This is a genomic window from Flavobacterium sp. FlaQc-48 (assembly GCF_044007335.1).
Lineage (GTDB): Bacteria > Bacteroidota > Bacteroidia > Flavobacteriales > Flavobacteriaceae > Flavobacterium.
This window is the reverse complement of the sequence record NZ_JBIPCR010000013.1, coordinates 64,357-87,792: the sequence shown is the minus strand read 5'-3', so window position 1 is coordinate 87,792 and position 23,436 is coordinate 64,357. Positions and strand designations below refer to the sequence as shown.

Annotated in this window: 14 protein-coding genes and 1 tRNA gene; 11 read left to right on the top strand and 4 right to left on the bottom strand. The window is 39.6% G+C overall.

What is annotated here, in order from left to right:
- Positions 1–32: 32 nt before the first annotated feature.
- The 11 genes from ACHRWY_RS19030 to ACHRWY_RS18980 all read left to right on the top strand — a co-directional run bounded on the left by ACHRWY_RS19030 (position 33) and on the right by ACHRWY_RS18980 (position 9,046).
- A complete protein-coding gene (locus ACHRWY_RS19030) occupies positions 33–341 on the top strand; it encodes a co-chaperone YbbN (protein WP_072964537.1) in 309 nt (102 codons plus the stop codon).
- Positions 342–450: 109 nt separating this feature from the next.
- A complete protein-coding gene (locus ACHRWY_RS19025) occupies positions 451–708 on the top strand; it encodes a DUF6952 family protein (RefSeq protein ID WP_017495510.1) in 258 nt (85 codons plus the stop codon).
- 333 nt (positions 709–1,041) lie between these two features.
- Positions 1,042–1,539, top strand: a complete 498-nt coding sequence (gene tpx / locus ACHRWY_RS19020) for a thiol peroxidase (protein ID WP_395356791.1) — start codon at positions 1,042–1,044, stop codon at positions 1,537–1,539.
- Between the two features lie 9 nt (positions 1,540–1,548).
- Complete coding sequence (locus tag ACHRWY_RS19015) at positions 1,549–1,923, top strand: diacylglycerol kinase family protein (RefSeq protein ID WP_395356789.1); 375 nt, start codon at positions 1,549–1,551, stop codon at positions 1,921–1,923.
- 15 nt (positions 1,924–1,938) lie between these two features.
- Entirely contained in the window at positions 1,939–4,383 is a 2,445-nt protein-coding gene (locus tag ACHRWY_RS19010) for a DNA translocase FtsK (protein WP_395356788.1), read from the top strand.
- 7 nt (positions 4,384–4,390) lie between these two features.
- Entirely contained in the window at positions 4,391–5,080 is a 690-nt protein-coding gene (locus ACHRWY_RS19005) for an outer membrane lipoprotein carrier protein LolA (protein ID WP_395356787.1), read from the top strand.
- Positions 5,081–5,088: 8 nt separating this feature from the next.
- Positions 5,089–6,543 carry an LptF/LptG family permease gene (locus ACHRWY_RS19000; protein ID WP_395356785.1) on the top strand — a complete coding sequence of 485 codons (1,455 nt, stop codon included), beginning with the start codon at positions 5,089–5,091 and terminating at the stop codon, positions 6,541–6,543.
- A gap of 2 nt (positions 6,544–6,545) precedes the next feature.
- Complete coding sequence (gene ribB, locus ACHRWY_RS18995; RefSeq protein ID WP_395356783.1) at positions 6,546–7,679, top strand: 3,4-dihydroxy-2-butanone-4-phosphate synthase; 1,134 nt, start codon at positions 6,546–6,548, stop codon at positions 7,677–7,679.
- A 3-nt stretch (positions 7,680–7,682) separates the two neighbouring features.
- Positions 7,683–8,081, top strand: a complete 399-nt coding sequence (locus ACHRWY_RS18990) for an acyl-CoA thioesterase (RefSeq protein WP_395356781.1) — start codon at positions 7,683–7,685, stop codon at positions 8,079–8,081.
- A gap of 139 nt (positions 8,082–8,220) precedes the next feature.
- A tRNA-Ser gene (locus ACHRWY_RS18985) sits at positions 8,221–8,305 on the top strand.
- A 600-nt stretch (positions 8,306–8,905) separates the two neighbouring features.
- A complete protein-coding gene (locus ACHRWY_RS18980; RefSeq protein WP_395356780.1) occupies positions 8,906–9,046 on the top strand; it encodes an RteC domain-containing protein in 141 nt (46 codons plus the stop codon).
- A gap of 174 nt (positions 9,047–9,220) precedes the next feature.
- On the opposite strand, the gene ACHRWY_RS18975 is transcribed toward ACHRWY_RS18980, so the two are convergent.
- Genes ACHRWY_RS18975 through ACHRWY_RS18960 form a run of 4 tightly spaced genes read right to left on the bottom strand, consistent with a single transcriptional unit; the run spans position 9,221 to position 22,957 of the window.
- Entirely contained in the window at positions 9,221–10,315 is a 1,095-nt protein-coding gene (locus ACHRWY_RS18975; RefSeq protein ID WP_395356778.1) for a hypothetical protein, read from the bottom strand.
- An 18-nt stretch (positions 10,316–10,333) separates the two neighbouring features.
- Complete coding sequence (locus tag ACHRWY_RS18970; protein ID WP_395356777.1) at positions 10,334–12,238, bottom strand: M36 family metallopeptidase; 1,905 nt, start codon at positions 12,236–12,238, stop codon at positions 10,334–10,336.
- Between the two features lie 4 nt (positions 12,239–12,242).
- Positions 12,243–21,686: a hypothetical protein gene (locus ACHRWY_RS18965; RefSeq protein ID WP_395356775.1), complete on the bottom strand. Its 9,444-nt coding sequence runs from the start codon at positions 21,684–21,686 to the stop codon at positions 12,243–12,245.
- Between the two features lie 2 nt (positions 21,687–21,688).
- Positions 21,689–22,957 (bottom strand): hypothetical protein, encoded by a 1,269-nt coding sequence (locus ACHRWY_RS18960; protein WP_395356774.1) that lies wholly within the window; start codon positions 22,955–22,957, stop codon positions 21,689–21,691.
- Positions 22,958–23,436: the final 479 nt, after the last annotated feature.

Here is a 23,436-nt window from a genome sequence, read left to right as displayed (position 1 = left end):
CTTTGCCACTTTGAACCTTAAAAACAAAAAACATGTTAATCGACTTAAACGAAGATACGTTAGCAGATTTAGTTGCTAAAAACGAAAAAGTAGTAGTACAATATTCAGCTTCATGGTGTGGAAATTGCCGTATTATGAAACCAAAATTCAAAAAATTAGCCACAGAAAATGAAGCTATCACTTTTGTTTTGGTTGATGCAGAAAACGCTCCTGAATCAAGAAAATTAGCCAATGTAAGCAACCTGCCAACATTCGCCACTTTCGTAAACGGAAAATTAGTTGGAGAAACCCAAACCAACAAACAAGAAGTTTTAATCGACCTGGTAAACGCAATTGCGTAAATTTAGACAGTTAGACTGGCTTAGATTTTTAGACTTCTTAGAAGTTGTCTACAAACTTTAAAAAGGTCTAAGAAGTCTAAGAATGTCTAAAAATCTAAGAAGTCTCAATATGAAATTACCCGTAATAAAGCAATTGACCCAATTCATCGAAGAAAACGATCAGGATTATATCATTGAAACAATCGAAGTTCTGGAAGCAATGACTGAAATCCCGTCTTTAAAAGATGAAGAACTTGATGTAATTGGCGAATTAATATCCAATATGTACGGTGCGCTTGAAGTACACAAAATGGTAGTTCAGGGCACAGATAAAAAAGAAGCCTTAAATGCGTTTATGAAACGTGTTCTAGGTTCTATCGATAAATAATCGGCCTCTTTTTCCTAAGAAGAAAAATAAAAAACATGACGTAAGAAACGCTTTCATTCAAAGAGAGCGTTTTTTTTGTTTTCAGTTTTCGGTCTTAAACCCAAATTTGTGATCCTTCGTTCTTCAGGATCACAAAACAACAATAGAATAATCTGTGTAAATCAGTTTAACCTGCCTTATTTGCGGGCAATAGGTACAGAAATCTTTCATGAAATTGTTTTGTTTCCAACAATGACAAATCCAACTCTTAATCTATACTTAAACCCCTAACAAATACTTTTAGATTCAAATATTAATCCTTACTTTTGAACCTCATTAATTTAAACAAACATCATGGCTTCAATAACATTAGGAGGAAATCCGGTACATACTTCAGGTGAATTACCAACAGTTGGATCACAACTAGCTGATTTCAAATTAGTACAAAACGATTTGTCTGTTGCTTCATTAAGTAACTTCGCAGGAAAAAAATTAGTTTTAAATATTTTCCCAAGTGTTGATACAGGAACTTGTGCAACTTCTGTTAGAAAATTCAACGAAAGTGCAAGCGGTTTAGAAAACACTACTGTTTTATGTATCTCAAGAGATTTACCATTTGCCCAAAAACGTTTTTGTGGTGCAGAAGGTTTAGAAAACGTAGTAAACTTATCTGATTTTCAAGAAGGTAGTTTTGGTAAAGCAAACGGTTTAGAAATCGTTGACGGACCTTTGGCAGGTTTACACTCAAGAGCAATTATTGTTGTGGATGAAAACGGAAAAATTACACATACGGAACAAGTTGCAGAAATTGCAAACGAACCAAATTACGAAGCAGCTTTAGCAGCACTATAATACCTATAAATGGAATTTCAAAAAGACAATACTTTTGTTACAGGCCGTTTAAAAAGCATGACGTATGCTTTTAACGGTGCTGTAAAACTTATCCGGACAGAACACAGCATCATGGTTCAATTCTCCCTGGGGATTTTCATGACCATTGCCGGGTTCTATTTTCATATTACACAAACTGAATGGCTTTGTCAAACCTTGGCAATTGGTTTAGTTTTAGCTATTGAAGGACTAAACACAGCGGTTGAAAAAATAGCTGATTTTATTCATCCTGATTACAGCAAACGAATCGGATTTATTAAAGATATTGCTGCAGGAGCGGTATTTTTTGCCGCAATGACAGCAATCGCAATAGGCTTGATTATTTATATTCCAAAATTCATATAGGCAAGGAACGCAAGAATGGCAAAAACAAAAAAAGAAACTGTAGACAAAAAAAACGAATCCAAAACTGAGAATTTAAGATCCTGGAGGCCCAACAAACAGCAACGTTTTGTTTTGGGTTGCCTTTTGATACTCTTTTCTGTTGCATTACTGGTTGCATTCATTTCATTTTATGTCAACGGACAATGGCAGACAGATCAAAGTGCCGTAAGCCAGCTTGGTGACCGTACTGAAGTGGTCGAAAACTGGCTCGGAAAATTCGGAGCTTATCTTTCTGATCTTATAGTCTACAGAGGTTTTGGTCTCGCTTCTTTTATCTTAATACGTTTATTTTTCCTAACCGGATTATTTCTGGCGTTAGAAATGTCAACCAAAAAACTAAAAAGCATTTGGTTTTGGGATTTATTTGCTATTATTATAGTTTCTGTTTTATTTGGATTTTTCGCCACTTCTGCTCCTGAACTGGGAGGAACAATTGGATATGAATTAAACTTATTCCTGCAGGATTACATTGGAAAAACAGGAACCCTGCTGACCTTACTCTTTGGATTAATCATCTATTTAATTTTTAAAATTAAATTATCACCGGAGAAAATTCAGTCTTATTTTGATTCTACCAAAAAAGAATTGAAATCAGAATTAGGGACTTTAAAACCACAACAAGCAGAAAGCGCTTATAACCTGGAAGAATTTGCTATCGAGGAAGATCCTGAGCTAGACAATATTCATTTAAAATCTGATGTCAGCCAATTCGAAATCAATAAAGAAGCTTTAAAACCAACCATTAATCATTCATCCGAAATTGATCTGAACCCGGTTTTAAAACCTCTTCAAATGGACATCAATCCGGTAACCGTAACTCCGCCTGTACATACAGAAGAATTTGTTATCGAAAAAGCAGAAGAAGAAGATATTATCGAAGAAAACCTGGCTTCACGCCTCGTTGCCGACTTTGGATTATTTGACCCTACTTTGGATTTATCCAACTATAAATTCCCAACCATCGATTTATTAAAAGAATATTCGACTGGCGGAATTACAATCAATCAGGAAGAATTAGAAGAAAATAAAAACAAAATTGTAGATACACTGCGTAACTACAAAATTGAAATCGCACAAATTAAAGCAACCGTTGGTCCGTCGGTAACTTTATACGAAATTGTACCGGAAGCCGGAATCAGAATTTCAAAGATTAAAAGTCTAGAAGACGATATTGCGTTATCTCTTTCGGCATTAGGAATTCGTATTATTGCACCTATTCCCGGGAAAGGAACAATTGGTATCGAGGTTCCTAACAAGAACCCTACTATGGTTTCGATGAAAAGCGTTATTGGATCTGCGAAATTTCAGGAAGCCGAGATGGAATTACCAATTGCTTTAGGGAAAACCATTTCGAACGAAACTTTTGTTGTTGATTTAGCGAAAATGCCCCATTTATTGATGGCAGGAGCTACAGGGCAGGGAAAATCGGTTGGACTGAATGCCGTTTTAACGTCCCTTTTATACAAAAAACATCCCGCCGAAGTAAAATTCGTCTTGGTCGATCCTAAAAAAGTAGAGTTAACATTATTCAATAAAATTGAAAGACATTATCTGGCCAAACTACCTGATACGGAAGATGCTATTATTACCGATAATGCAAAAGTAGTCAATACATTAAACTCACTTTGTGTTGAAATGGATAACCGTTATTCTTTATTAAAAGATGCGATGGTTCGTAATATTAAAGAATACAACGAGAAATTCAAAGCCCGAAAATTAAATCCCGAAGCCGGACACCGATTCTTACCTTACATTATATTAGTTGTCGATGAGTTCGCCGATTTGATTATGACTGCCGGTAAAGAAGTCGAAATTCCGATTGCGCGACTGGCCCAATTGGCGCGTGCTATTGGTATTCACCTGATCATTGCAACGCAAAGACCGTCCGTAAATGTTATTACAGGTTTAATTAAAGCGAATTTCCCTGCGAGAATTGCTTTTAGGGTAACTTCTAAAATTGACTCAAGAACTATTTTAGACACACAGGGAGCTGATCAGTTAATTGGCCGTGGAGATTTATTATACACCAATGGTAACGATGTGGTTCGTGTACAATGTGCTTTTATAGACACTCCTGAGGTTGAAAAAATCACGGATTTTATTGGTTCTCAAAAAGCATATGCCACAGCTTATTTGCTTCCGGAGTTTGTTGGGGAAGAAACTGGCATTAATCTTGATATGGATATTTCCGAAAGAGATACCTTATTTAGAGAAGCTGCTGAAATTATTGTCAATGCACAGCAGGGTTCCGCTTCATTATTGCAAAGAAAATTAAAATTGGGTTACAACAGGGCCGGTCGTTTGATCGATCAGCTGGAAGCAGCTGGAATTGTTGGTCCGTTTGAAGGCAGTAAAGCAAGAAGCGTAAACATATCTGACTTAAGTGCTCTTGATCAATTTTTTAATAATGAACAAAATTAATCCCATCATGAAAAAAATTCAGGAAATCCAAAACAATTCTATTACTAAGATGACTAAAAAGTGCTTTCAAATGGCCGTTATTTTGCTATTGAGCTTCACTTCTATTCAGGCTCAGGATAAAAAAGCAAAAGATTTATTGAACGAAGTAACTGCTAAAATAAAAAGCTACGACAATATTGTTATTGATTTTAAATATTCTTTGAACAACGCCAAAGAAAACATCAATCAGGACAGTAAAGGAAATGTAACCATGAAAGGAAATCAATATGTATTGAATTTTATGGGCGTTACTAAAATATTCGACGGGCAAAAAACATACACAATCAACCCTGAAGACGAAGAAGTTACCGTTTCTAAAGTAAATGAGAAAGACGATAACGCTATTACACCTTCAAAAATGCTTACTTTCTTCAATTCCGGCTACAAATACAATATGGATATTGTACAAAATGTTAAAGGAAGAAAGATTCAATATATCAAATTAGCACCTACAAGTACTAAAGATCAACGAAAAGAAATCCTGCTAGGCATTGATATTCAGACTAAACACATCTACAACTTAATCGAAACCGGGAAAAATGGAACAAAAACCACTTTAACCGTTAATTCTTTTAAAACCAATCAGCCTTTATCAAAAAATCAATTTACCTTTGTAGCGAGCAAATATCCAAAATACTACATCAATAAATTAGATTAATTACGAGGTTGAAAATTTTAGACAAATACTTACTAAAAACATTTCTGATTACGTTTACTACGGTATTCGTAATCCTTTTTTTTATATTCATACTTCAGACTGTATGGCTTTTTATCTCTGAACTTGCAGGTAAAGACCTGGATTTGATGTTGGTTGTAAAATTCCTGTTATTCTCAATGCCCCGAATAATTCCATTGGTTTTACCACTATCGGTTTTATTGGCATCTATTATGACTTTTGGAAACCTGGCTGAAAACTACGAATTTGCAGCAATGAAGTCATCCGGAATCTCTTTACAAAGAGCGATGCGGGTGCTAATCATCTTTATCTTTTTTTTAAGTATAGTGGCCTTTTGGTTTGCCAATAACGTCATTCCCTATGCCGAATATAAATTTATCAACTTCCGAAAAAACATAGCCCAGGCAAAACCAGCAATGGCAATTGCCGAAGGTCAGTTTAACGATGTGGGGTTCTACAATATTAAAGTCAATAAAAAATCCGGAGAAAACGGAAACATCCTAACAGGAGTTACCATTCATGAAAAGCCTAGTAATAGCGGTGAAAATAAAACAGTTATAAAAGCTAAAAACGGTAAATTGATGAGCAGTGAAAAGTCAAGCATCTTAAAACTCGTTTTAAATGACGGTTATTACTATCAGGATGTTACCCCAAAAAAATACGAAGATCGAGCAAAACTGCCTTTTATAAAGGGAGCTTTTAAAAAGCAGGTCATTAATATTGACTTATCCGAATTAAACAAAGTAGACGAAGACAAAGAGAATGTCGGCAGCACAAATGCAATGCTTAATGTTAATGAACTGCGTTATACTTTAGACTCTTTAAATAAAAATCTGGACAATGAAATTATCTCTTTTTCAGAGAACATAAACCAACGTGTTGGAATCAGAAAACCACCGGTAACCATTAAAACAGATAAAAAGAAAAAACCTTTACCAGATAATCTTTTATCTTTATATACAAACAAACAGAAATCTGATATCCTCAAAATGGCCAGCAGCAATGTAACCAGCAATATCTATTCTATTGAAACAACCCAAAAAGACCTAAAAGACAAACAACGTGAAATCAACAAACACTTAACTGCTCTATACGAGAAGTTTGTAATTGCTTTTGCCTGTTTTTTAATGTTTTTCATAGGAGCTCCGCTTGGTGCAATTATTCGAAAAGGAGGACTTGGTTTACCAATTGTCTTTGCCGTTTTAATTTTTATTACTTTTCACTTTATCAATACTTTTGGAAAAAGGCTTTCGCAGGAAGGCGGAATGTCTCCGTTTATGGGATCATGGATGTCCTCTTTTATATTATTGCCATTGGCTGTATTATTAACATATCGTGCAACAAACGATAATGGATTAATCAACTTTGATGCGATAACTACCCCAATATCACAACTATTTCAAAAAATTGCTGAGCGGTTTTTCCCTGCTCAAAACAAACAATAATTATGTCAACAACAAAAATACAACTGAATACCATTGAAGAAGCTATAGAAGATATTCGTCAGGGTAAAGTAATCATTGTAGTCGATGATGAAGATCGCGAAAATGAAGGTGATTTTTTGGCCGCAGCCGAAAAAGTAACACCGGAGATGATCAATTTTATGGCTACTCACGGACGTGGTTTAATTTGTACCCCTCTTACTGAAAGCCGTTGTAAAGAATTAGATTTACGGGCAATGGTAACCAACAATACAGATCACATGGAAACTGCTTTTACGGTTTCTGTAGATTTGAAAGGAAATGGGGTTACCACAGGAATCTCTGCTGCTGACAGATCTAAAACGGTTCAGGCACTAGTTGACGGAAATACCAAACCACATGATTTAGCACGCCCGGGTCACATTTTTCCTTTGATTGCAAAGCAAGGTGGTGTTTTAAGAAGAACTGGCCATACAGAAGCTGCTATTGATTTTGCAAGACTGGCCGGATTTAAATCGGCTGGTGTGATTTGTGAAATCCTAAATGAAGACGGAACGATGTCCCGTTTACCTGAATTGATAAAGGTCGCAAAGAAATTTAATTTAAAATTAGTTTCAATTGAAGACCTTGTAGCCTATAGAATGCAACACGACAGTCTAATTGTCAAAAAAGAAGATTTTGATATCGAAACCCGTTTTGGAACTTTTAGATTAAGAGCTTACGAGCAAACGACAAACAAACAAATCCATATTGCTTTAACAAAAGGAACCTGGAATCTTGGAGAACCAATTCTAACCAGAATTCACTCCTCACAGGTAAATAATGATTTATTAGGCACATTGACTAATAACGCAGAGCAACAATTAGACGATATGTTTAAGGTTATTAATGAGAATGGAAAGGGCGCTGTTATTTTCATCAATCAGGATATGACGGCTGTAAATTTGTTAAACCGAATTGCAGAGCTTAAATCATTGCAATCGAACGGAACATTAAAAGCGCCGAAGATAATTATTGACAGTAAAGATTACGGAATTGGAGCTCAAATCCTGCATGATATTGATATTTCTAAAATTAGACTGGTATCAAACACAGAGCAAACAAAACGTGTAGGAATGATTGGATATGGTCTTGAGATCACAGAATATGTAAACTACTAATAGATGGGAACATTAGAAGAAAGAATTCAAAAATCTGAGACACATATATTCAAAGCTGTTTTTCCGAGTACTACGAACCATTATGACACGCTATTTGGCGGAACTGCTCTTCATCTTATGGACGAAGTTGCTTTTATTTGTGCCACGCGTTTTAGCCGTAAAAAAGTAGTTACAATATCTACAGGTCAAATTGACTTTAAAAAAGCGATTCCAGCAGGAACTTTAATTGAATTAGTAGCAAAAGTAGATAGCGTTGGAAGAACCAGCTGCAAAATTCATGTTGATATTTTTATGGAACAGATGTATTCAGAACTTCGTGAAACGGTAGTTTCAGGAACTTTTTCGTTTGTTGCAGTTGATGAAAACAAAAAACCAACACCAATTTTAGACGATCTGGAGTAATTTTAAAAAATAATAATTTTCGGGAATACTGATAATTAGACACTTAAAAATTAACTTAAAAAAAGAAGTGAAAAAGTTTTTATAATCGGAAAAGCGCACTATATTTGCACTCGCAATCACAAAATGATTGCGACATACTGGAGAAATGGCAGAGCGGTCGAATGCGGCAGTCTTGAAAACTGTTGACTGTAACAGGTCCGGGGGTTCGAATCCCTCTTTCTCCGCTGAAGGCTTTAAACGAAAGGATAGCAAACTTTTCAAAGTTTATAAAAAAGCCCGAAAAAAGCAGTAAACCCTGCAAATCAAACGATTTGCAGGGTTTTTCCTTTTATACCACTTTTCAATATTTATATAATCGAACAAAATCTTTGTGGCACATTCGTGGCACATTTGGAATGGAGTGGATACCTTTTCTGCCACAAAAAGTTAAGGCGGTTTTCTAAAAATTTCACCAGTCTAAGTTTTGTGGCAGAATCGTGGCACATTGTATTTTTGAAAACCAGATAGTCAACAAAAACAAGGGTTAAGCAGTTTAGGTTCGAAACTTTTAGAGTAAAATTTTAGAACCATAAAAAAATTCCAAAATCATAAGGCTTTGGAGTTTTTTAAATTCTGTGGGCTGTCATGGATCATAGTCGAACACCTTGCGCCTTTTTTAACTCTTTTAATGAGATTTAAAAATTATTAATTCACTAATTATCAATGCTTTAATTTCAATTTATTGTAACCGTTATTTCTACTTTGGAATATGGAATTTATTATTTTATTGTAAGGTTGGTCAATAGTTAGCATCAAAATGGGGGTGAAAATGTCTATTTTCATGTATGAGGGTTTATCGAACACTATTGATAAGCCATAATGTGAGTTTCAGAACGTTTTTTGAAATGAGGGCGAGGAAGAGTGAGCGGACTAAGTTCTTGAATAGTTTGTGGGATACTTTGGTTAGGAGAATGGATGAGGTTTAGTATTTAAAGGCTATGTCAATACGTTTACTCTTATAGAATTATGTAAGCTTGTATAAATATTTTTGGGTCCGAGCATTTTACTGAAACTAGCGAAATTGAACTTGGACGTTTCATTAAAAAAAGCCGAAACAATTGTTTCGGCTTAATAAAAAATTAAAGCTTTAAGTTTTTTTACTAGCTTAACGTCCAATTGCTTATAGAGTCATATGAAGTTTTGTCGCAATTCACAGAAACATGGATGTGTTTGTCATGAGGGTTGGTGCCATTGTATGCCCGCCATGTCCATGCTGCGCTACCGCCAACGGGAGTGGAATACATTTTTTTCTTGTTCCAGATGACATATTTTATCCTTGGATCCTTATTTTTTTCAAACCATTGTGCAAGTACCGAACAATCACATTTGTTTTTGACATCATGAGTAATGTCGAAGGCGGTCACAACCCCTTTGTTTGTTTCTGCATCCCAAACCCAGGGATTGTGGTCGGATTCGGTTTCCTGATGGGCCGCATCACCAAACCAACCGTCTGAAAGTTTGCTCCTGTTTGGCGCCATTGCATTTACTTGGCTTCTCAGTTGGGCCAGACTTTTTGCGATTCTGCTGTCGTCTATTTTCCATGGCTTTGGGTTGGTGTTTTGTTCGCAAGAATCAAATCCGGCCACATTTGATAATTCTATTTTTGCATCTGAATCGTCGCAATGGTTTGTCGTTACATCAACATCTGCAAAACTGAACGTTTGCTGCGGTTTTTGCAGGCTCAGGATTTTATTTTCCAATTCCTGGATCTTTTTTTGTTGCTCGTCAAGTTTTTTCTGTTGTTCCTCTTGTTTGACAGTCAGCTTCACGATGATGAGCGAACCAATACTGCGGATAATCCTGACACTCGAATAACCAAATACAATTCCGTATCCAAAAAGGATGAGGTAATACCAGCCATCAATTCCCGGACAGACAGGTTTTCCATTGACCTGAGTGAAAATGCATTCTGCGTGCATCTTAAATTTTTCAATCCCGCCGAGGCTGTGGTTGGTCATTTCGTAGATGAGCGGTGTGAGAAATGCACCGGCAACACCTATGGTAAGATAGCCGAACAGTTGCCAATGGTCTTTTACAAATTTAAAAATCGTTTGCCAGAAGCCTGGTTTTTCTTCTTCTTGGAATGAAGCTGCGGCCGGAGGCTGGTAAAGTGGCAATCCTTTAAAGTCTACAAAATACTGAATGAGACCAGCTAGAAGTCCGGCTAAAAACAAAGTAATAATCATTTCTTCCATTTTTTTTTGGTTTATTGGTTAAAGAGCATCAAAATTCTCGATTAGGTTGAACATGGAAGGACCCGGGCTCGAAGCCCTGACACCCATGCCAAATTTGGCAAACGAACTCCAGAACTGCCGTATGGCTTCCGTTCTGTCGGCAGCTGTTACAAGATGATCGTCCTGCATCGATTGCAACGCCCTGAAGATTGCATTGCGGGCATCGATGAAACTCGGATTGGCGTTGGTGAGCTTCAATCCATCAACAACCGATTGCCAACAGATGTAATAGGATTTGTCTTTCCCGATACTGCGAGATAAGTGCCTTGTCCAATGCATCAGCGTTGCGCACCATAGTTCCCCACGATTGTGCGGACCGCTTATTTTATCGATTTTTCCATAGGTTAAAAACTGGTCATAATCATCATTGTAAACGTGTTTACGGATACCGCCTGCTTTATTGGTTACCCAGTCACCGGTGATATTTTTTTCATCTGTACTGTAATAATTCTGGATTGACAGTGCGAAATAATCGCTCCAGCCTTCGCCCATTGCCTGACTTTGAGGCTCTCGTAAAGATCCGTCATTCATCTTCCCGCCAACAAGCCTCGTGGTGACGCCATGCACGTATTCGTGGAAAACCACATCTGCATCCAATGCGGTATGGCGTCCTGAAGCGGCCAACCCCATTCTCATAACAGGCGAGGAACCATCGATCGGGGTCGACATGGTCGCTGTGCCTGAAATTGGCCCACTGAACGCTTTGGCAATTACCGGATCGTCATCGTCAAAACTTCCCGCTTTAGAATCAAATCCCAGCAAATAGAAGAAATCGTGGAGGTAATTGCAAAAATAGAAGATGTTCAGTGTTTGCTGTTCCTTTTCGTCGGAGGTGTTAAAAACCACCTTGTTCATTCCGTCGACAATTCCTTTCACGTGATTCAAGCCATCGCTTTGAAAGGCAATAACATTTGTGCCTTTGGTTTCAGATGATGTTACCCATTCCTTGAATGTTACCGAAGTCCCATTGCCGGCAAACGGATAATCATTTCGTGTAAGCGGAAATGTGACCTCTTCCTTGGGATAGCCGCCGTTTTTTTTATGAACATAACCTACTGCATCGGCGTGGAGGGAAATTTTTTTCAAGTACAGGATTTCGATGTGTTCATTATTAGATGCCGAAACAACTGCTTCGTACTGCAAACCTTCCTCATCAACAGTCACCGTGAATTTCCACGAAAGTTCTGCAGTTGGCCCAATGTAAAAGATCACGAGGTTGGCCCGGATGTAATCGGCAAATATACTTTTGTCTAAAACCGTTGGGAGACAGGTGAGCTGTGGAAATTCTATTATTTTTTTAGGTACAAAATCGGCGGACGGATCAAATGTGCTTTCAATCGGCCCACCAAGCCAGTCTGTGTCATCTTCTGATTTGTCGGTCTTCAAATAATCGGCAACCACCGCCATGGCTTTGCCGGCAGTTACCTCTGGCCGGATGTTTATGGTCTCGGAAATCGTAACGCTGTCGCCAACAGCAGACTCCAGGCCGCCTTCGGAATTGAAAATTACCGCACGGTTGATCAGAAAAACCGGAATTCCTTTATAATATTGGTAGGCATTTACAATTTTGAGCCCCGTGCTCGTCTCTGCAATATTCGGGTCGGGAAAGTATTCGGCGACAGTGCCTGACTCGAACCCGAAACTCTCTTTTTGCTCCTGGAGATAGCCCAGTGCTCTTTCAATCAGATTGCCTTCTAAAAAAATGGGCTGTTCGGTTTTAATCGCCCGAAGGTTTCCCGTCCACAAATTGATTTCGGGCCGGGATTCAATTTGACCTCCCAATAAATCTATGGATTTGGCTTTAGCAAATTCCATAAAATGATTTTCCCTTTCGGTCGTGCTTTCGAAAGCCGAAAGATTTCTTTTGTCAATTTCATTTATCATGGCTTTATTGTTTTGGTTTGTAAATGTTATCGGCAACAAATATTGGCAACTCTGTTTCACCTTTGTCGGTGTAGATGGTTAGCGATACAGAGGCGTACCCGTTGGTATAGCTGTCAAATAAATCGTCAATTGAAATAGGAGTGCCGTTAACCAAAATGGCCGGCGTGTGGCCCGCCAGGAATTCCATTTGTCTGACCGGAATGACGGGCAACATTTCTTTTCGCGTTACCAGTTCGTCTGTACCGATCAGGAATTTTGCAGTCGATTTGTATGGCAATTGTGCTGCGGCAATCTGATCAAAAACAGAAGCTATATGCACGCCAGGTTCCAACCTGATCGGCAGATGGTATTCGAGGTGAGGTGAGGCCGGGCTTTCTGGCTGGACAGTATCTGTTTCGTAAACGAATGCTGGGTTGCCGATTACCTGTCCGTTGTAAATTCTATTCCTGATGGCCTTTATTTTTGGCAGGATCGACAATACCCGATCGGTTTTGGAAAAAATATTCAATGGCCCGATAACCACCGAAGGATTGGTCTTTAAAGCAATCCCAGTGCTGTTTTTCGGAAATTCGATGTTCAATGAGCCACTATTGACAATGCTCCATTCTGTCCCGGTTTTATGCAACTCGAATGTATAACCTTCCTGATCCAGTAACGATTGCGCGAATGCAACTGTAGAAAACCTTTCCATATCTTTCACAAACGCTTCGAGCAAACTCACCTCGCTTGGAAATTTTATCGGATCAATTTCTGGTTCTGAAAATATTGCGGCCCAATAGGCGATGAAACCTTTTAAATCGGTTTTATCGTTGGCGAACGCTGCGGTCGAAGTTTCGAATGCCAGATCCACAACGACGATATCATTATCGCTGATGTAGTTGTCTTTGATTTCCAGCTCATAATTCCACAGCCCTGCAGATTGACCATTGTCCCAATTTTCAACAGCAGCGTCACTGTCTTTAAACAGCTGGTTGGCCAAATGTTTTAAAATAATCGGTTTTTGAGGAAACTCGCGTACGATTTTGCGCCATTTTTTCACCTCGTATTTGTCTAAAACTACAGGCGTGAGCAGCTGGATCCAACTAGATTGCTGTATGTCCTCAGAATTCGGGACGTTGGAAATGTCATACTCGATGTGGGTAATTTCGGGTAGGGTGTCGAATGAAATATCGGTTTCTGCATCCGTCTGGTCGAACAGTATGACCCATTCATCCCCACAGTCACCGATTTTGGAAGAAACAAGATTGTATTTTGCCGATTTGAGATTGACGCTCAAACGGTGGTATTTCTCCTCGGATGTTTTCGGGTCATTGTATTGAAGGACGTCTGTGGCCATTAATTTTGTCCTGACCATTCCTTCGTAGTTGTAGAAATTGCTAAGTTTGTGCAACAGCAAATCGCGGAATTCTTGTTTCTGGCCGACACTTACAGCAGAATCGTTTTCGACCCAGTCAAGTTGGTTTGTAAGCTCATTGTTTACAATACTTCTTTTTCCTTTGAGCAGGCGATTGTACAAGTCTTTTACTTTTTGCTGTAAGTTTGCATCGCTCGCATAAATCTCTTTGGAGAGTTTCTTCGCATCCAGCAAATCATCAATTTTTTCGAGGACTTTGCGCATCGATTTATCGATGTCGACGTTTGAAAATGAATTTCCTAAAGTGCCGTCAACCGTGACATAATTGCCAGACCACAGATTTTTACTTATGGGCTTGATCCCGAAATAGCACGACTTGTCAAATTCTTGCTTGTCGGCTTTAATTGACCTGAGGTTTCGGGCGTTGACAATGTAAATCGCTTTTTCGTTTGTGCTGCCCGTTTTCCCATCCGTGGATTTGAATTCTGAAGAAATCCCAAGGTTGAAATTGTTATTGGTTTTCGCCAGGATCTCATGATTCAAATCGGTTAATTTGGACTTGGCTTTGTCGGTCAAGTTCAACGGCCTGATCGAAGACGTTGCGTTATGCGTGAGTTCATAATCCCAAATATAAGGCTGTACCAATTCTGATAATTGTGTCTGGTCACTTTTAAAAACAGCATTCGGAGCTGTATGCATCAAACAGTTGGTGTCATTTCGGCTCAGATTTATCCCAATAAGCAATTCGCTTTTGAGCTTGAAATTTGAATGGACGCCAACGGTGTAGCTGGCAGAATCGAAAATTGTCGCAGGCATATGGTATTTTTGATCGTCGTCCTTGAGCAGTAAATTTTCGAGTTTATCGAGCAACCCCAAAACCATCTTTTGCCATTTTAGTTTTTCTGCCGGGGTTTCGATGCCGTTGATTTTTACTGTTGTTTTCTCATCAGTCAATTGCGCCAAAATGGTATAGAAACTGGAAAGCAATCCGGGAACAATATCTTTGAGCTTTTCAACATCGTTGGGTTCGATTTCATCACCGCTGCTATATTTATAGGAATTGTTTTGTTTTTCAATCCCCGCCATATCGAGAATTTCCAAAAAGTTGGATATCAGCGAAATATCAAATTGCAGTAGTTCGGAATTGCTGTCGTACTGCTTAAACCAATAAGAAAATTGCATCAGCGGCCATGATTCGACCGGTATGATTTTATCGAAATACAAATGTGTGTATTCAGCCGTGGCTAGATATTGGTTATTTTGGCCGGCTCTGTTCCCAAAAACGTCGCGCAGGTTGATGCCAAGCTTGAATTTGTTGCCTGTTTCTTTGTATCGGTAAGTATTCCTGCCGATTGCGTCAACAGTGCCATCTGGTTTTTTGTCGCTTTGTATCACAAGCGGCGTAAGGTGGTTGTAACGCAATTTTGAAATCAGGGCTGATCCGTCTGCCTGGACTTCGTTTGTCGGCATGATTGGTAAAACCTTATCGTTGGACAGAATAATTTCGCCGGAGGTTTTGGACAAAGTGAATTCCAACGGTAGATAGTTGTTGTAATTCGGCGTATTGATGCTGTTGTCTCTCGCCACATCAAACCCTAAGGTATGGGCCGGTATTGCTGGATGGTATTCCAATACCTCCTTGTCGGAAACTTCATCGTTAGATAATTTTATCGCATCAAGGAAAAGGTAATGGCTGTTGTTTTCCAACTGCTCTAAAATCACCTTGTTGTTTGCCGCATCCTCTTGAATATTGAGTTTAAGCGCATTGAAATATACCGGAACCTTGGGCATTTCACTTTCGAAGGAAATGATAATCGTCCCATCAGAATTGACGTTTGGCGCGTCTAAAATCAAATAATAACCGCCGTTGTTGGTGGTGAGCGCTTCCCAGACCAGCCTGATGAAATTACTTTGGTTACGATTTGAATCTTCCCAGTATTCCGTCAGGTCTTCTGCATCAAAAGCGACCCTGCTGTCGATGTCGAAAATAGGAGGCGCCGTTCTTGGCGATAAATTCGTTTTGAGAATCGTTGCGTGTGCCGTGGTCAATTTAGTGAGCGCAATTTGCTGTTGCGGCTGATTGGGATCTGCTTCGGGCTTGAAATAGAAATTAATTGCCGAAAGCGCAGCCATCGATGAATCTTTATGAAGCGCATTCATGAGGTTGAGGTCGTCTGCAAACACATCCACTATTTCCACAACGTTGTCGCGGTGCTTTTTGACCTTTACTGCGACATTGAGACATTTCTTGATGCCTTTTAGATCGGGAACATTTGGTTTGTTTGTTGCAAAGAGGACCTTGTCGTCCTTGTATTCGGCATAATTTACATCAAAAGCATACTGTGTGTTCGACTGGTTTTGGCGTGAAAGTTTTCCCGGAATTTCGAAAAATCTGAACTCATCCTTGCATTCGAGTTTTCCGTTCTGGACGGCCAACTTAACCGGCATCAGTTTGAACGGACGCGTAAACTCGATTGGCGCGACACCGAATTCGTTGCGCAGCTTGTCGAGTGCAAAACCATTCTCAGCTTTAAAGTCGTCAATGAAATTGAGCATCTCAGTTTTCCGGTCTTCGTTTTCAAATATGGAGTTGGTGATTTCTTCCTCGTCTATGAAGACTTTGACTTTAGATAAATCCCTGACGCCAATGGGCTGCACAGTTTCTTCCTGCTCCAGTATTTTGTATAGGGAGCGCGTCTCTTCCTTGCCGTCTTCGAAAGGCAATCGCAAACCGCTGTTGTAGAAATAATTCACCTGGCCGATTATTTCCGGCAGTGCCTTATTTGTTTCCCAAGGATTAGGGTTTCCGTCAAGAATAAAGTTACCGTCGGCATTTACGCTGATTTCCGGGTTGTATTCGGGTTCGCCCTTGACTTTTTCCTTGCTGTTGTGCAATGCTTCGAGTGTGAGTAGTGCCAAGAGTTTGAAGAATTCAGGGATGATCACTTCGGTCCTCAGGTCTTTATTGTCTTCCGGGGCAAATGCTTGCGTTTGGTTTTTCCTTCGGTCAAGGAATTGGGTCTTGTAATCGTCGAAGAAATCTTCGATCCATTGTAAGGTACCGTCATCATAGGCGCGAATTTCCTTGATTTCGCTTCCATTGACCGGAAACCAGTCGACTAAGCCCTCGATTTTGAGGTTAAAACCATCTTGTTTTTCGAGCAACACGGTGTTGTCTTTGTCAACGATTTTGATGTGTTTTGAAATCGGGGCAGGGATTACCAAATGTTCTTCCCGATATTTTCCGTTGATCGAATTGTCGTCCTGTAGGTCTTTCAATTCTTCAGATCCGAATAAGAAATGTGTTTTGAGGATTTGGTCGACTTCTTTCCAGTCGGTAGAATTAATGCCGCTGATCAATGTAGGTACATAATCATCCAGACGGATGTCAATTTTGACCATCGTTTTCACGCCATCGATATCTTTCCATGCGTGGCCATTGACCAATATCGAGCGCAGCGTTTCGTATCGGTTGGCGTCAATTATTTCTTTTGCAGCCAGGCCGTCGATCAGGTTCGCAAAAAACGGCTGGATGATACGGTCCTTGATAATATTCCTGTCGGAAAGTTTGATGTGATCCCCATCTGTCGTTTTACCGAAAAAAGGAATCATAAAAGTGTGCAGGAGTTTCAACGATTCGCCGCCATCTTCTTTTACTTTAGAAAACGCCGGCAGATACATCATTGGAACTTCTTTTAGGTCTTCTATAGCAATGGTGACGATCGGAAGCGATTCGGTATCCGTAAGCAACAACAACGGATTTTCGTCGAAAGCCATGAAAGAACTTCCTGAATTTCCGCTGCCGCCAATCGTATATTCAAACCGCAACGTTTGGTTGAAGCTCAAACGAATTTTGACACAACCGATTTTGATGGTTACCCTGACGATTACCTGTCCTTCGATATAAACGATAACCGGTTGAATGCCTTTAGACAGATAGCCTCCGTTGGCGCTTTCGGTATGGTTGTCGCCGATGTAAATCAGTAACATGCCGAATTCGGCTCTCATTGATAAATATACGGAGGCTTTGATAATGCCAAAATTAACATAGCCGATGAGTTCGGCGAGAACGCCAACCCGGCCAAGTACCGCAAAATGGTCGGGGAATAGCTGTGCAAGCCCATCTTGTTTTTTTTCAAAAGCAAAGGCACCTTCCAGAATACCGTACAACGTTATTGATGCGCCAAGAAAGAGAATGCCTTTGTCGAAATAAAAGCCGATTCCGGTCCGCATCGCAAAACCGGCTTGGATGATCTGAAGTTTATTTGTCGAATAGGAATCACTTATTACGCCTTTGAATAAAGTGAGCGAAGCTGTTTTCGACATCATCATGTAAAAGCCGAAGAAACCAACAAAAGGTGGTGCCGAGCGCAATTGTAAAAACCCGGAACGAGACCAGTCGTTGCTGTTCCTTGGGAAACCGATATCTACTTTCCAGTCTCCATTGGTGAAAATATCTACTCCTATATTGGGCAGTTTCAGGAAAGCTCCGCCCAAATCCTGGTTCCGCAATTCATCGGGGAGTTGGATTTCGGTAGAATAGACACCCAGGCTTTCGGATAATTTTTTATAAATGATGTCAATTGTAAATCCTTTCAAGATATCGCCTTTGAAGCCAAGGTACATTCCGTACAAAACCGGATCGTTGAAAATAAATTTCAGTTCAATGGGCCAGTCTTTTGGAAGAATGGCTTCCGATGCAATGAGCCAGTTTCTCTCAGGCTGGAACTTTAATGTCTTGTAGGCGTTGTCATCGCATCCGTCGAAATTTTCGAGCGAATTTTTAAAAGTTTCGTTTTCCTTTATCTGTTCAATTGCAGTAACGGTAGAGGTAACTGTGGATAAAACGGGTCCCATTCTTTGTCCCATACCCAAAATCAGATCACCGCTTTTTTGGTTGTTGTAGTTGATGAGCCATGCAACTTTTTTGGAAGGATTAGAGAAATCGGTAATGATAATGCCGTTAAATGAATGGTCTGAATCGGGGAGTTGTTTACCAAAAATAGTAATCCGCGCATCCACTAGTCTGAGGAAGTATGCGCTGCATTTGTCGGAATCTTTGGGTTTAAATTTCCCATAGTTCAATTCCTTAACATCCAGTTTTAGCGCCCCGAATAAATCGAGGTGAAGACCGTCGTTGCTCGGACCATTAAGTTTGAAACCCAATGCAAACCCTCCGTTGAACGACCATCCGACCAAAAGTTGCCCTTTCAAAGCCTTTAAAGCACCCAGGTCGCCGAGTGTTCCCAGATCGAAATCGAAAACGAACGAAAACAGGTTTGCGAAATCAAAGTCTTTCCAGTCTTGTTCTTTCCAATCAACTTTAGGTTTGTCGTATTTTAATTTGAAGAAATCCCAATCGGGTATGCCAAAGTCAAATTTACCATCGCCCAGACTAATTTTTGGCAACTTGAATGTTTGGAAATAACTGAATTTTACCGGAAAGCTGCTCAAAAAACCATTGCCGTCAAATTTTATTTTCGGCAGTACCAGAAGTTTGGAAGTATCGAAGTTCAATTTGGGCAGCTTGCCCGACAGCAAGTTGAATTTGAAACCGATATTCTGAAAGTCAAGGCTCTCTATAGAGATCAATTCCGACAATGCCCACGAATTGGCATTCGCAGAGGCGGAGAGATCAAACCTGAATTCTTTCTCATCATCGGGACTGGTGAAGCCAATCTTGTATATGGTTATATCCTTTAGGACATTGTCTTCCCCAAAATTTATTTTGAGGTTTCCTTGGGCATTAAAATTGAACTCATCTCCGCCGTCAGTTTCCTGGTAATTTCCCTCGAGCCGGATGAGGTTTATTCTTTTTTCACCAACTGGATTTGAGGCTGCATGCGATAACGGAAAATCTTTGATTTCAAACGTCACGCTGTTTTCGAAAATATTGGGAATCTGCCAGAAAGCAAACGATTTAAAATGCACGATGGTTGAATTCTCGAACCTGACCAGCAATTTTGAAAGCAGGAACTTGTGCTTTAAATCGTCTTTTACATTGGTGAAATGGCTGCAAACGGCCGGATAGTCTACTGATCGTTCTACTGGTTTGTCTCCGCCGACGATATCATAATCTATGATGCCGTAAAAGGAGGTATTGCTGATTTCGATGTGTTCGCCGCCCGATAATTTTGTCCTGTTGACGGGAAAGGCGACATACTGGAATTTGAGTTGGGTTTGTAGCTTTAAAGTATTGTCTGCGTCTCCAGTGGCGTCGTCAGGACCAGCTTGCGAAGCCTTCAATCCTTTGAAAATCGCAGGCATGCCTTTGTCTTTGATTGGAATGTTCAGAATCACAATTCCGTCCCATTTCGGACTGTTGAGAATTTTATCATTGAAATACCGGTAGTTCTCATTGTCAGGGAAAGTGGAGTATTTTTTAATGCCGTCGCGCACGGCATCGTAATTGGAAGGCTTGAAGATGCCGAAATTGCTCCATTTCAGATCGTCCTCCAACAAGTCTTTAAATGAATGACGGCTGAATTTAAAAATGATGAAAGTTTCGGCAGTGACCGATTTAAAGTCGTTTAGCGCCACCTGGAATTTGGTATCGCCTAAATTGAACAAAACCTCTACTGTTTGCAATACTTGGGGATTGCTTAGCATGGCCGGCGTAAGCACAAAAAACACATCGTCTTTGGAAACCGACAAATGAAAATCGGAATTCAAGGCAACATTTGAAATTTCAAACTTGACAATGCCTTCCGGATTGATAAGGTTTATGGTATCGCCATTTCTTAAAAAGCCTTGCGGAGTGACATAGTTTTTGGTTTCGAACGAAACCGGTGCAGTCCTGAAAGAAGGATCATTCTTGGTAATCTCATTCTGCCGGATCTTGGAAAAAACTTTCTCAAGAGCCTGCAGTTCGTAGTTGTCTTTAAAGGATAAAGTTGGTATGAACGGAAGTGCCGTATTCGCAGCGTGTGTTGCCATCTCTATTGGCGCATAACTGATTTCACCATTCGAATTGTTCACAAAAAGTGGCGATTTCTCTGAATCGAAATGGTAATTTGTTTCAGCATCAAATACAAAATAGCCCGCTTCGCTTGGAGTAGTGATTTCTTCAATCGCAATGGTTTCTTCATTTACCAGAAAGGTATTGCCTTTTCGAAATTCAATAACAATTCGGACATCTTCTCCTTCTGTGGCCAGCGATTCCGTACCAGAAAATCCAACAAGTGCACGCGCCTTATTGGTTGATATTTTGCCTTTTGTAGGAGATAAAATATAACGGTTTCGCTTGGCATCTTCACTGAGGACGACTTTAGAGAATGTAAATTCTACCTCTTCGAGGCTATTGGTTTCAAGATTATTGCCTTTGGCGTCCAAGAAATTTGTCTTGATTCCCAAATCAGAATTAGTCGAAATTTTGAAACTGGAGTTGTTGGAATTATTGTATGGGAAATAGGCTGCCGACATGTTGCAGCCGACCATGTTTTTCTTGTCGAATATATTGGCCGTAACCACCGGTTCTTCAGACGGATCGGCATTGTCGAATATTTTTTTAGAGACATAGGGAATGGCCAGGTGGAGGCTGGATTTTTCCTCGGTGAATTGCGAGGTAAATTTCATACATCCCACATCATTCGATAAGCCGATGGTAAAATGCTTAAAATTTGCGACCGATTCATTGATCTTAATTTGGAATTCCTTGCCATCATTGCGCTTGATAAACAGGTCGTCAGCACCGTTGACCTGTATCATGCTTGCGTCAATGCCGTTGAGCGCAAACTTATGTTTCGTTGCCAAATTGCTTTGTTTGAAGCTGAGCAAGGCACCCGAGATGATGTTCTTATCGAGCGTGATTTTTTGGGATTTCGAGAAAAGGTCGTTTCCGAATGCATCAGCCCATATCAAGGCTGCATTGTGCGTACCGAGTTCGTCAAAAACTTTGAGAATGTCGTCTTCATTGAGTTGGCTGATGTCTGTATCGGTTTCATAAAAGAACAAGACCCAGTTTTTATTTTGGTCAGAGATAAAGGCATTGTCGAATGCAAATTGCCCGGCACCGTTGTTATTTTTCCAATAAATTAAAAGTTTGCGTGTCCCAAGGGTATAAAATTTTGTTTGCTGGTGTCTGATGAAATCCATAGTTAAAACTGTGTTATGATGCGATCGTTTGGCAATAATAGTAAGGTCTTTTTGGCAGATTCGGTAATTTCGAGTTTGACCAGCCTGCCGTTGAAAACCCTGAAAATTTCAATATTGTAAGTAAGCAACCCTTTGTTTACAAGTTGTTCGACATTGGTGTTGAAAGGAATGCTCATTGGAGAATTATCCTTGTAAATGGTGTATTGCACTTCCATTTCCGACCTTTCGCCAACGACGCCAACATTAGGGTAGATGGGTATTCCGGCGGCGCATTTTTTTGGGGAAAACAAAGACGTAATATCATCATTGAGTACCACTTGGGGATTGCAATCATAAATGGTAACACAGCAGGCATTGATATCGTTGGTGGCTAATTCTTCTTCCAGGTTGCCGGATTTCATTAAAGGGTGGAACAAGGCGATGTAGGGCGAATTGGTGATTTTAGACGACAATTCCAAATCACTGCTTCCGGCTATATTGTAGTAAGCGACCAACACATCTTGACTGTTTTCATCGAGATGCTTGATGTCTCCGCCAATCAGGTTGCTCGCAAATTTTGCCTTGTCAAGTTTTAAATAGGGCAATTGCTTGATGTCGCCCTTTCCGCTTCTGTAAAACGACAAGGAAGAGGTTCCGTCCCAATCCATTAGGAGGTGCTTGGTTCCGGCAACCTTTTTTTCAGTTCTCGAGGCCAAACTGGCTTTGAGTTGAAATTTTGGATTCAACAAGATAACGCTGTAAAGGTCGTGCTCAAAATACCCAAACCGCGCCAAAGACGCTTCTTGCGGTACAGGAATCACCTCGAATACTTTCTCAACGATGTTTTGGGTGATGCTTTTTGCCCATTCCTTTTTGTTGGGATCGCGGTCGATTTTGGTCAGCAATTCCATCGCCAGTTGATACGCCTGACCGGCCGGATTGCCATTTTCATAAATTTTGTGGAAGTGTATATTGATGGTAATGGAAATGTCACTCGTATGAATATCTGCCAATTGACCGTCGCACCCGGCTTTTCGTTTGCTGTGTGCTACGATGGCATTTTCAATCCTGTCAACGCAATGGTAGTAATTGTCGCTCAATTGACCTATAGTAACTGTAAAATCCTCGTATTTGTGTTTGAGGTTGCCGCTACCGCAGGCTAATTTTTTGATTGCAGGGGGGACAATGTACTCAGACTTGTTGTTGGGCTTTTCTATTTTATAACCACATTGGCAATAGCTACTTACACAAGGTGACCAAAGCAATAATACTAATATTCGGTACTTCTTCATTATTAATTATTTTAAATAGTTAAAAAAATAACCTAACATAGACGGTAAAATTTAGGGCTATAAGGAAAGCTTCAAAAAGCCTGTGTTTACTAACTGCATCATTTATTCAGCCGGTTTCCACATATTATCCTTTCCTCAAAAATAATATACCTATTCACTAGTATACTTTTTGTAATTAGAATTAATTAAGCAGATAGGTAACAACGTTTGTACCATTTTATATGTGTAAATTAAAACAGATAAAAAACTTAAAATCAAATAATTATCAACTTAAAAAAAATACTTTTTCACTTCTTAGGATTTTTCCTTGACTCACGGAATAGTATCATATTCTAATTTCGTCTTAGAAGATAATTACGTCATATCATCGTTATAATCAGATGGCTGTTTTAATTCCTTTTTTATTAACATATAACCATATATCAGTCAGTTCTTTTTTTTATTATATTTTATTATTTGATGTCAAATCTGTCAGTGGC

Bases quoted from the DNA above. Each gene is read 5' to 3' on its own strand.
- ACHRWY_RS18965 (WP_395356775.1), bottom strand. From the start codon at position 21,686: ATGGATTTCATCAGACACCAGCAAACAAAATTTTATACCCTTGGGACA.
- ACHRWY_RS18960 (WP_395356774.1), bottom strand. From the start codon at position 22,957: ATGAAGAAGTACCGAATATTAGTATTATTGCTTTGGTCACCTTGTGTA.
- ACHRWY_RS19010 (WP_395356788.1), top strand. From the start codon at position 1,939: ATGGCAAAAACAAAAAAAGAAACTGTAGACAAAAAAAACGAATCCAAA.
- ACHRWY_RS19015 (WP_395356789.1), top strand. From the start codon at position 1,549: ATGGAATTTCAAAAAGACAATACTTTTGTTACAGGCCGTTTAAAAAGC.
- ACHRWY_RS19030 (WP_072964537.1), top strand. From the start codon at position 33: ATGTTAATCGACTTAAACGAAGATACGTTAGCAGATTTAGTTGCTAAA.
- ACHRWY_RS19005 (WP_395356787.1), top strand. From the start codon at position 4,391: ATGAAAAAAATTCAGGAAATCCAAAACAATTCTATTACTAAGATGACT.
- ACHRWY_RS18975 (WP_395356778.1), bottom strand. From the start codon at position 10,315: ATGGAAGAAATGATTATTACTTTGTTTTTAGCCGGACTTCTAGCTGGT.
- ACHRWY_RS19025 (WP_017495510.1), top strand. From the start codon at position 451: ATGAAATTACCCGTAATAAAGCAATTGACCCAATTCATCGAAGAAAAC.
- ACHRWY_RS18970 (WP_395356777.1), bottom strand. From the start codon at position 12,238: ATGATAAATGAAATTGACAAAAGAAATCTTTCGGCTTTCGAAAGCACG.
- tpx (WP_395356791.1), top strand. From the start codon at position 1,042: ATGGCTTCAATAACATTAGGAGGAAATCCGGTACATACTTCAGGTGAA.
- ribB (WP_395356783.1), top strand. From the start codon at position 6,546: ATGTCAACAACAAAAATACAACTGAATACCATTGAAGAAGCTATAGAA.
- ACHRWY_RS18990 (WP_395356781.1), top strand. From the start codon at position 7,683: ATGGGAACATTAGAAGAAAGAATTCAAAAATCTGAGACACATATATTC.
- ACHRWY_RS18980 (WP_395356780.1), top strand. From the start codon at position 8,906: ATGAGGGTTTATCGAACACTATTGATAAGCCATAATGTGAGTTTCAGA.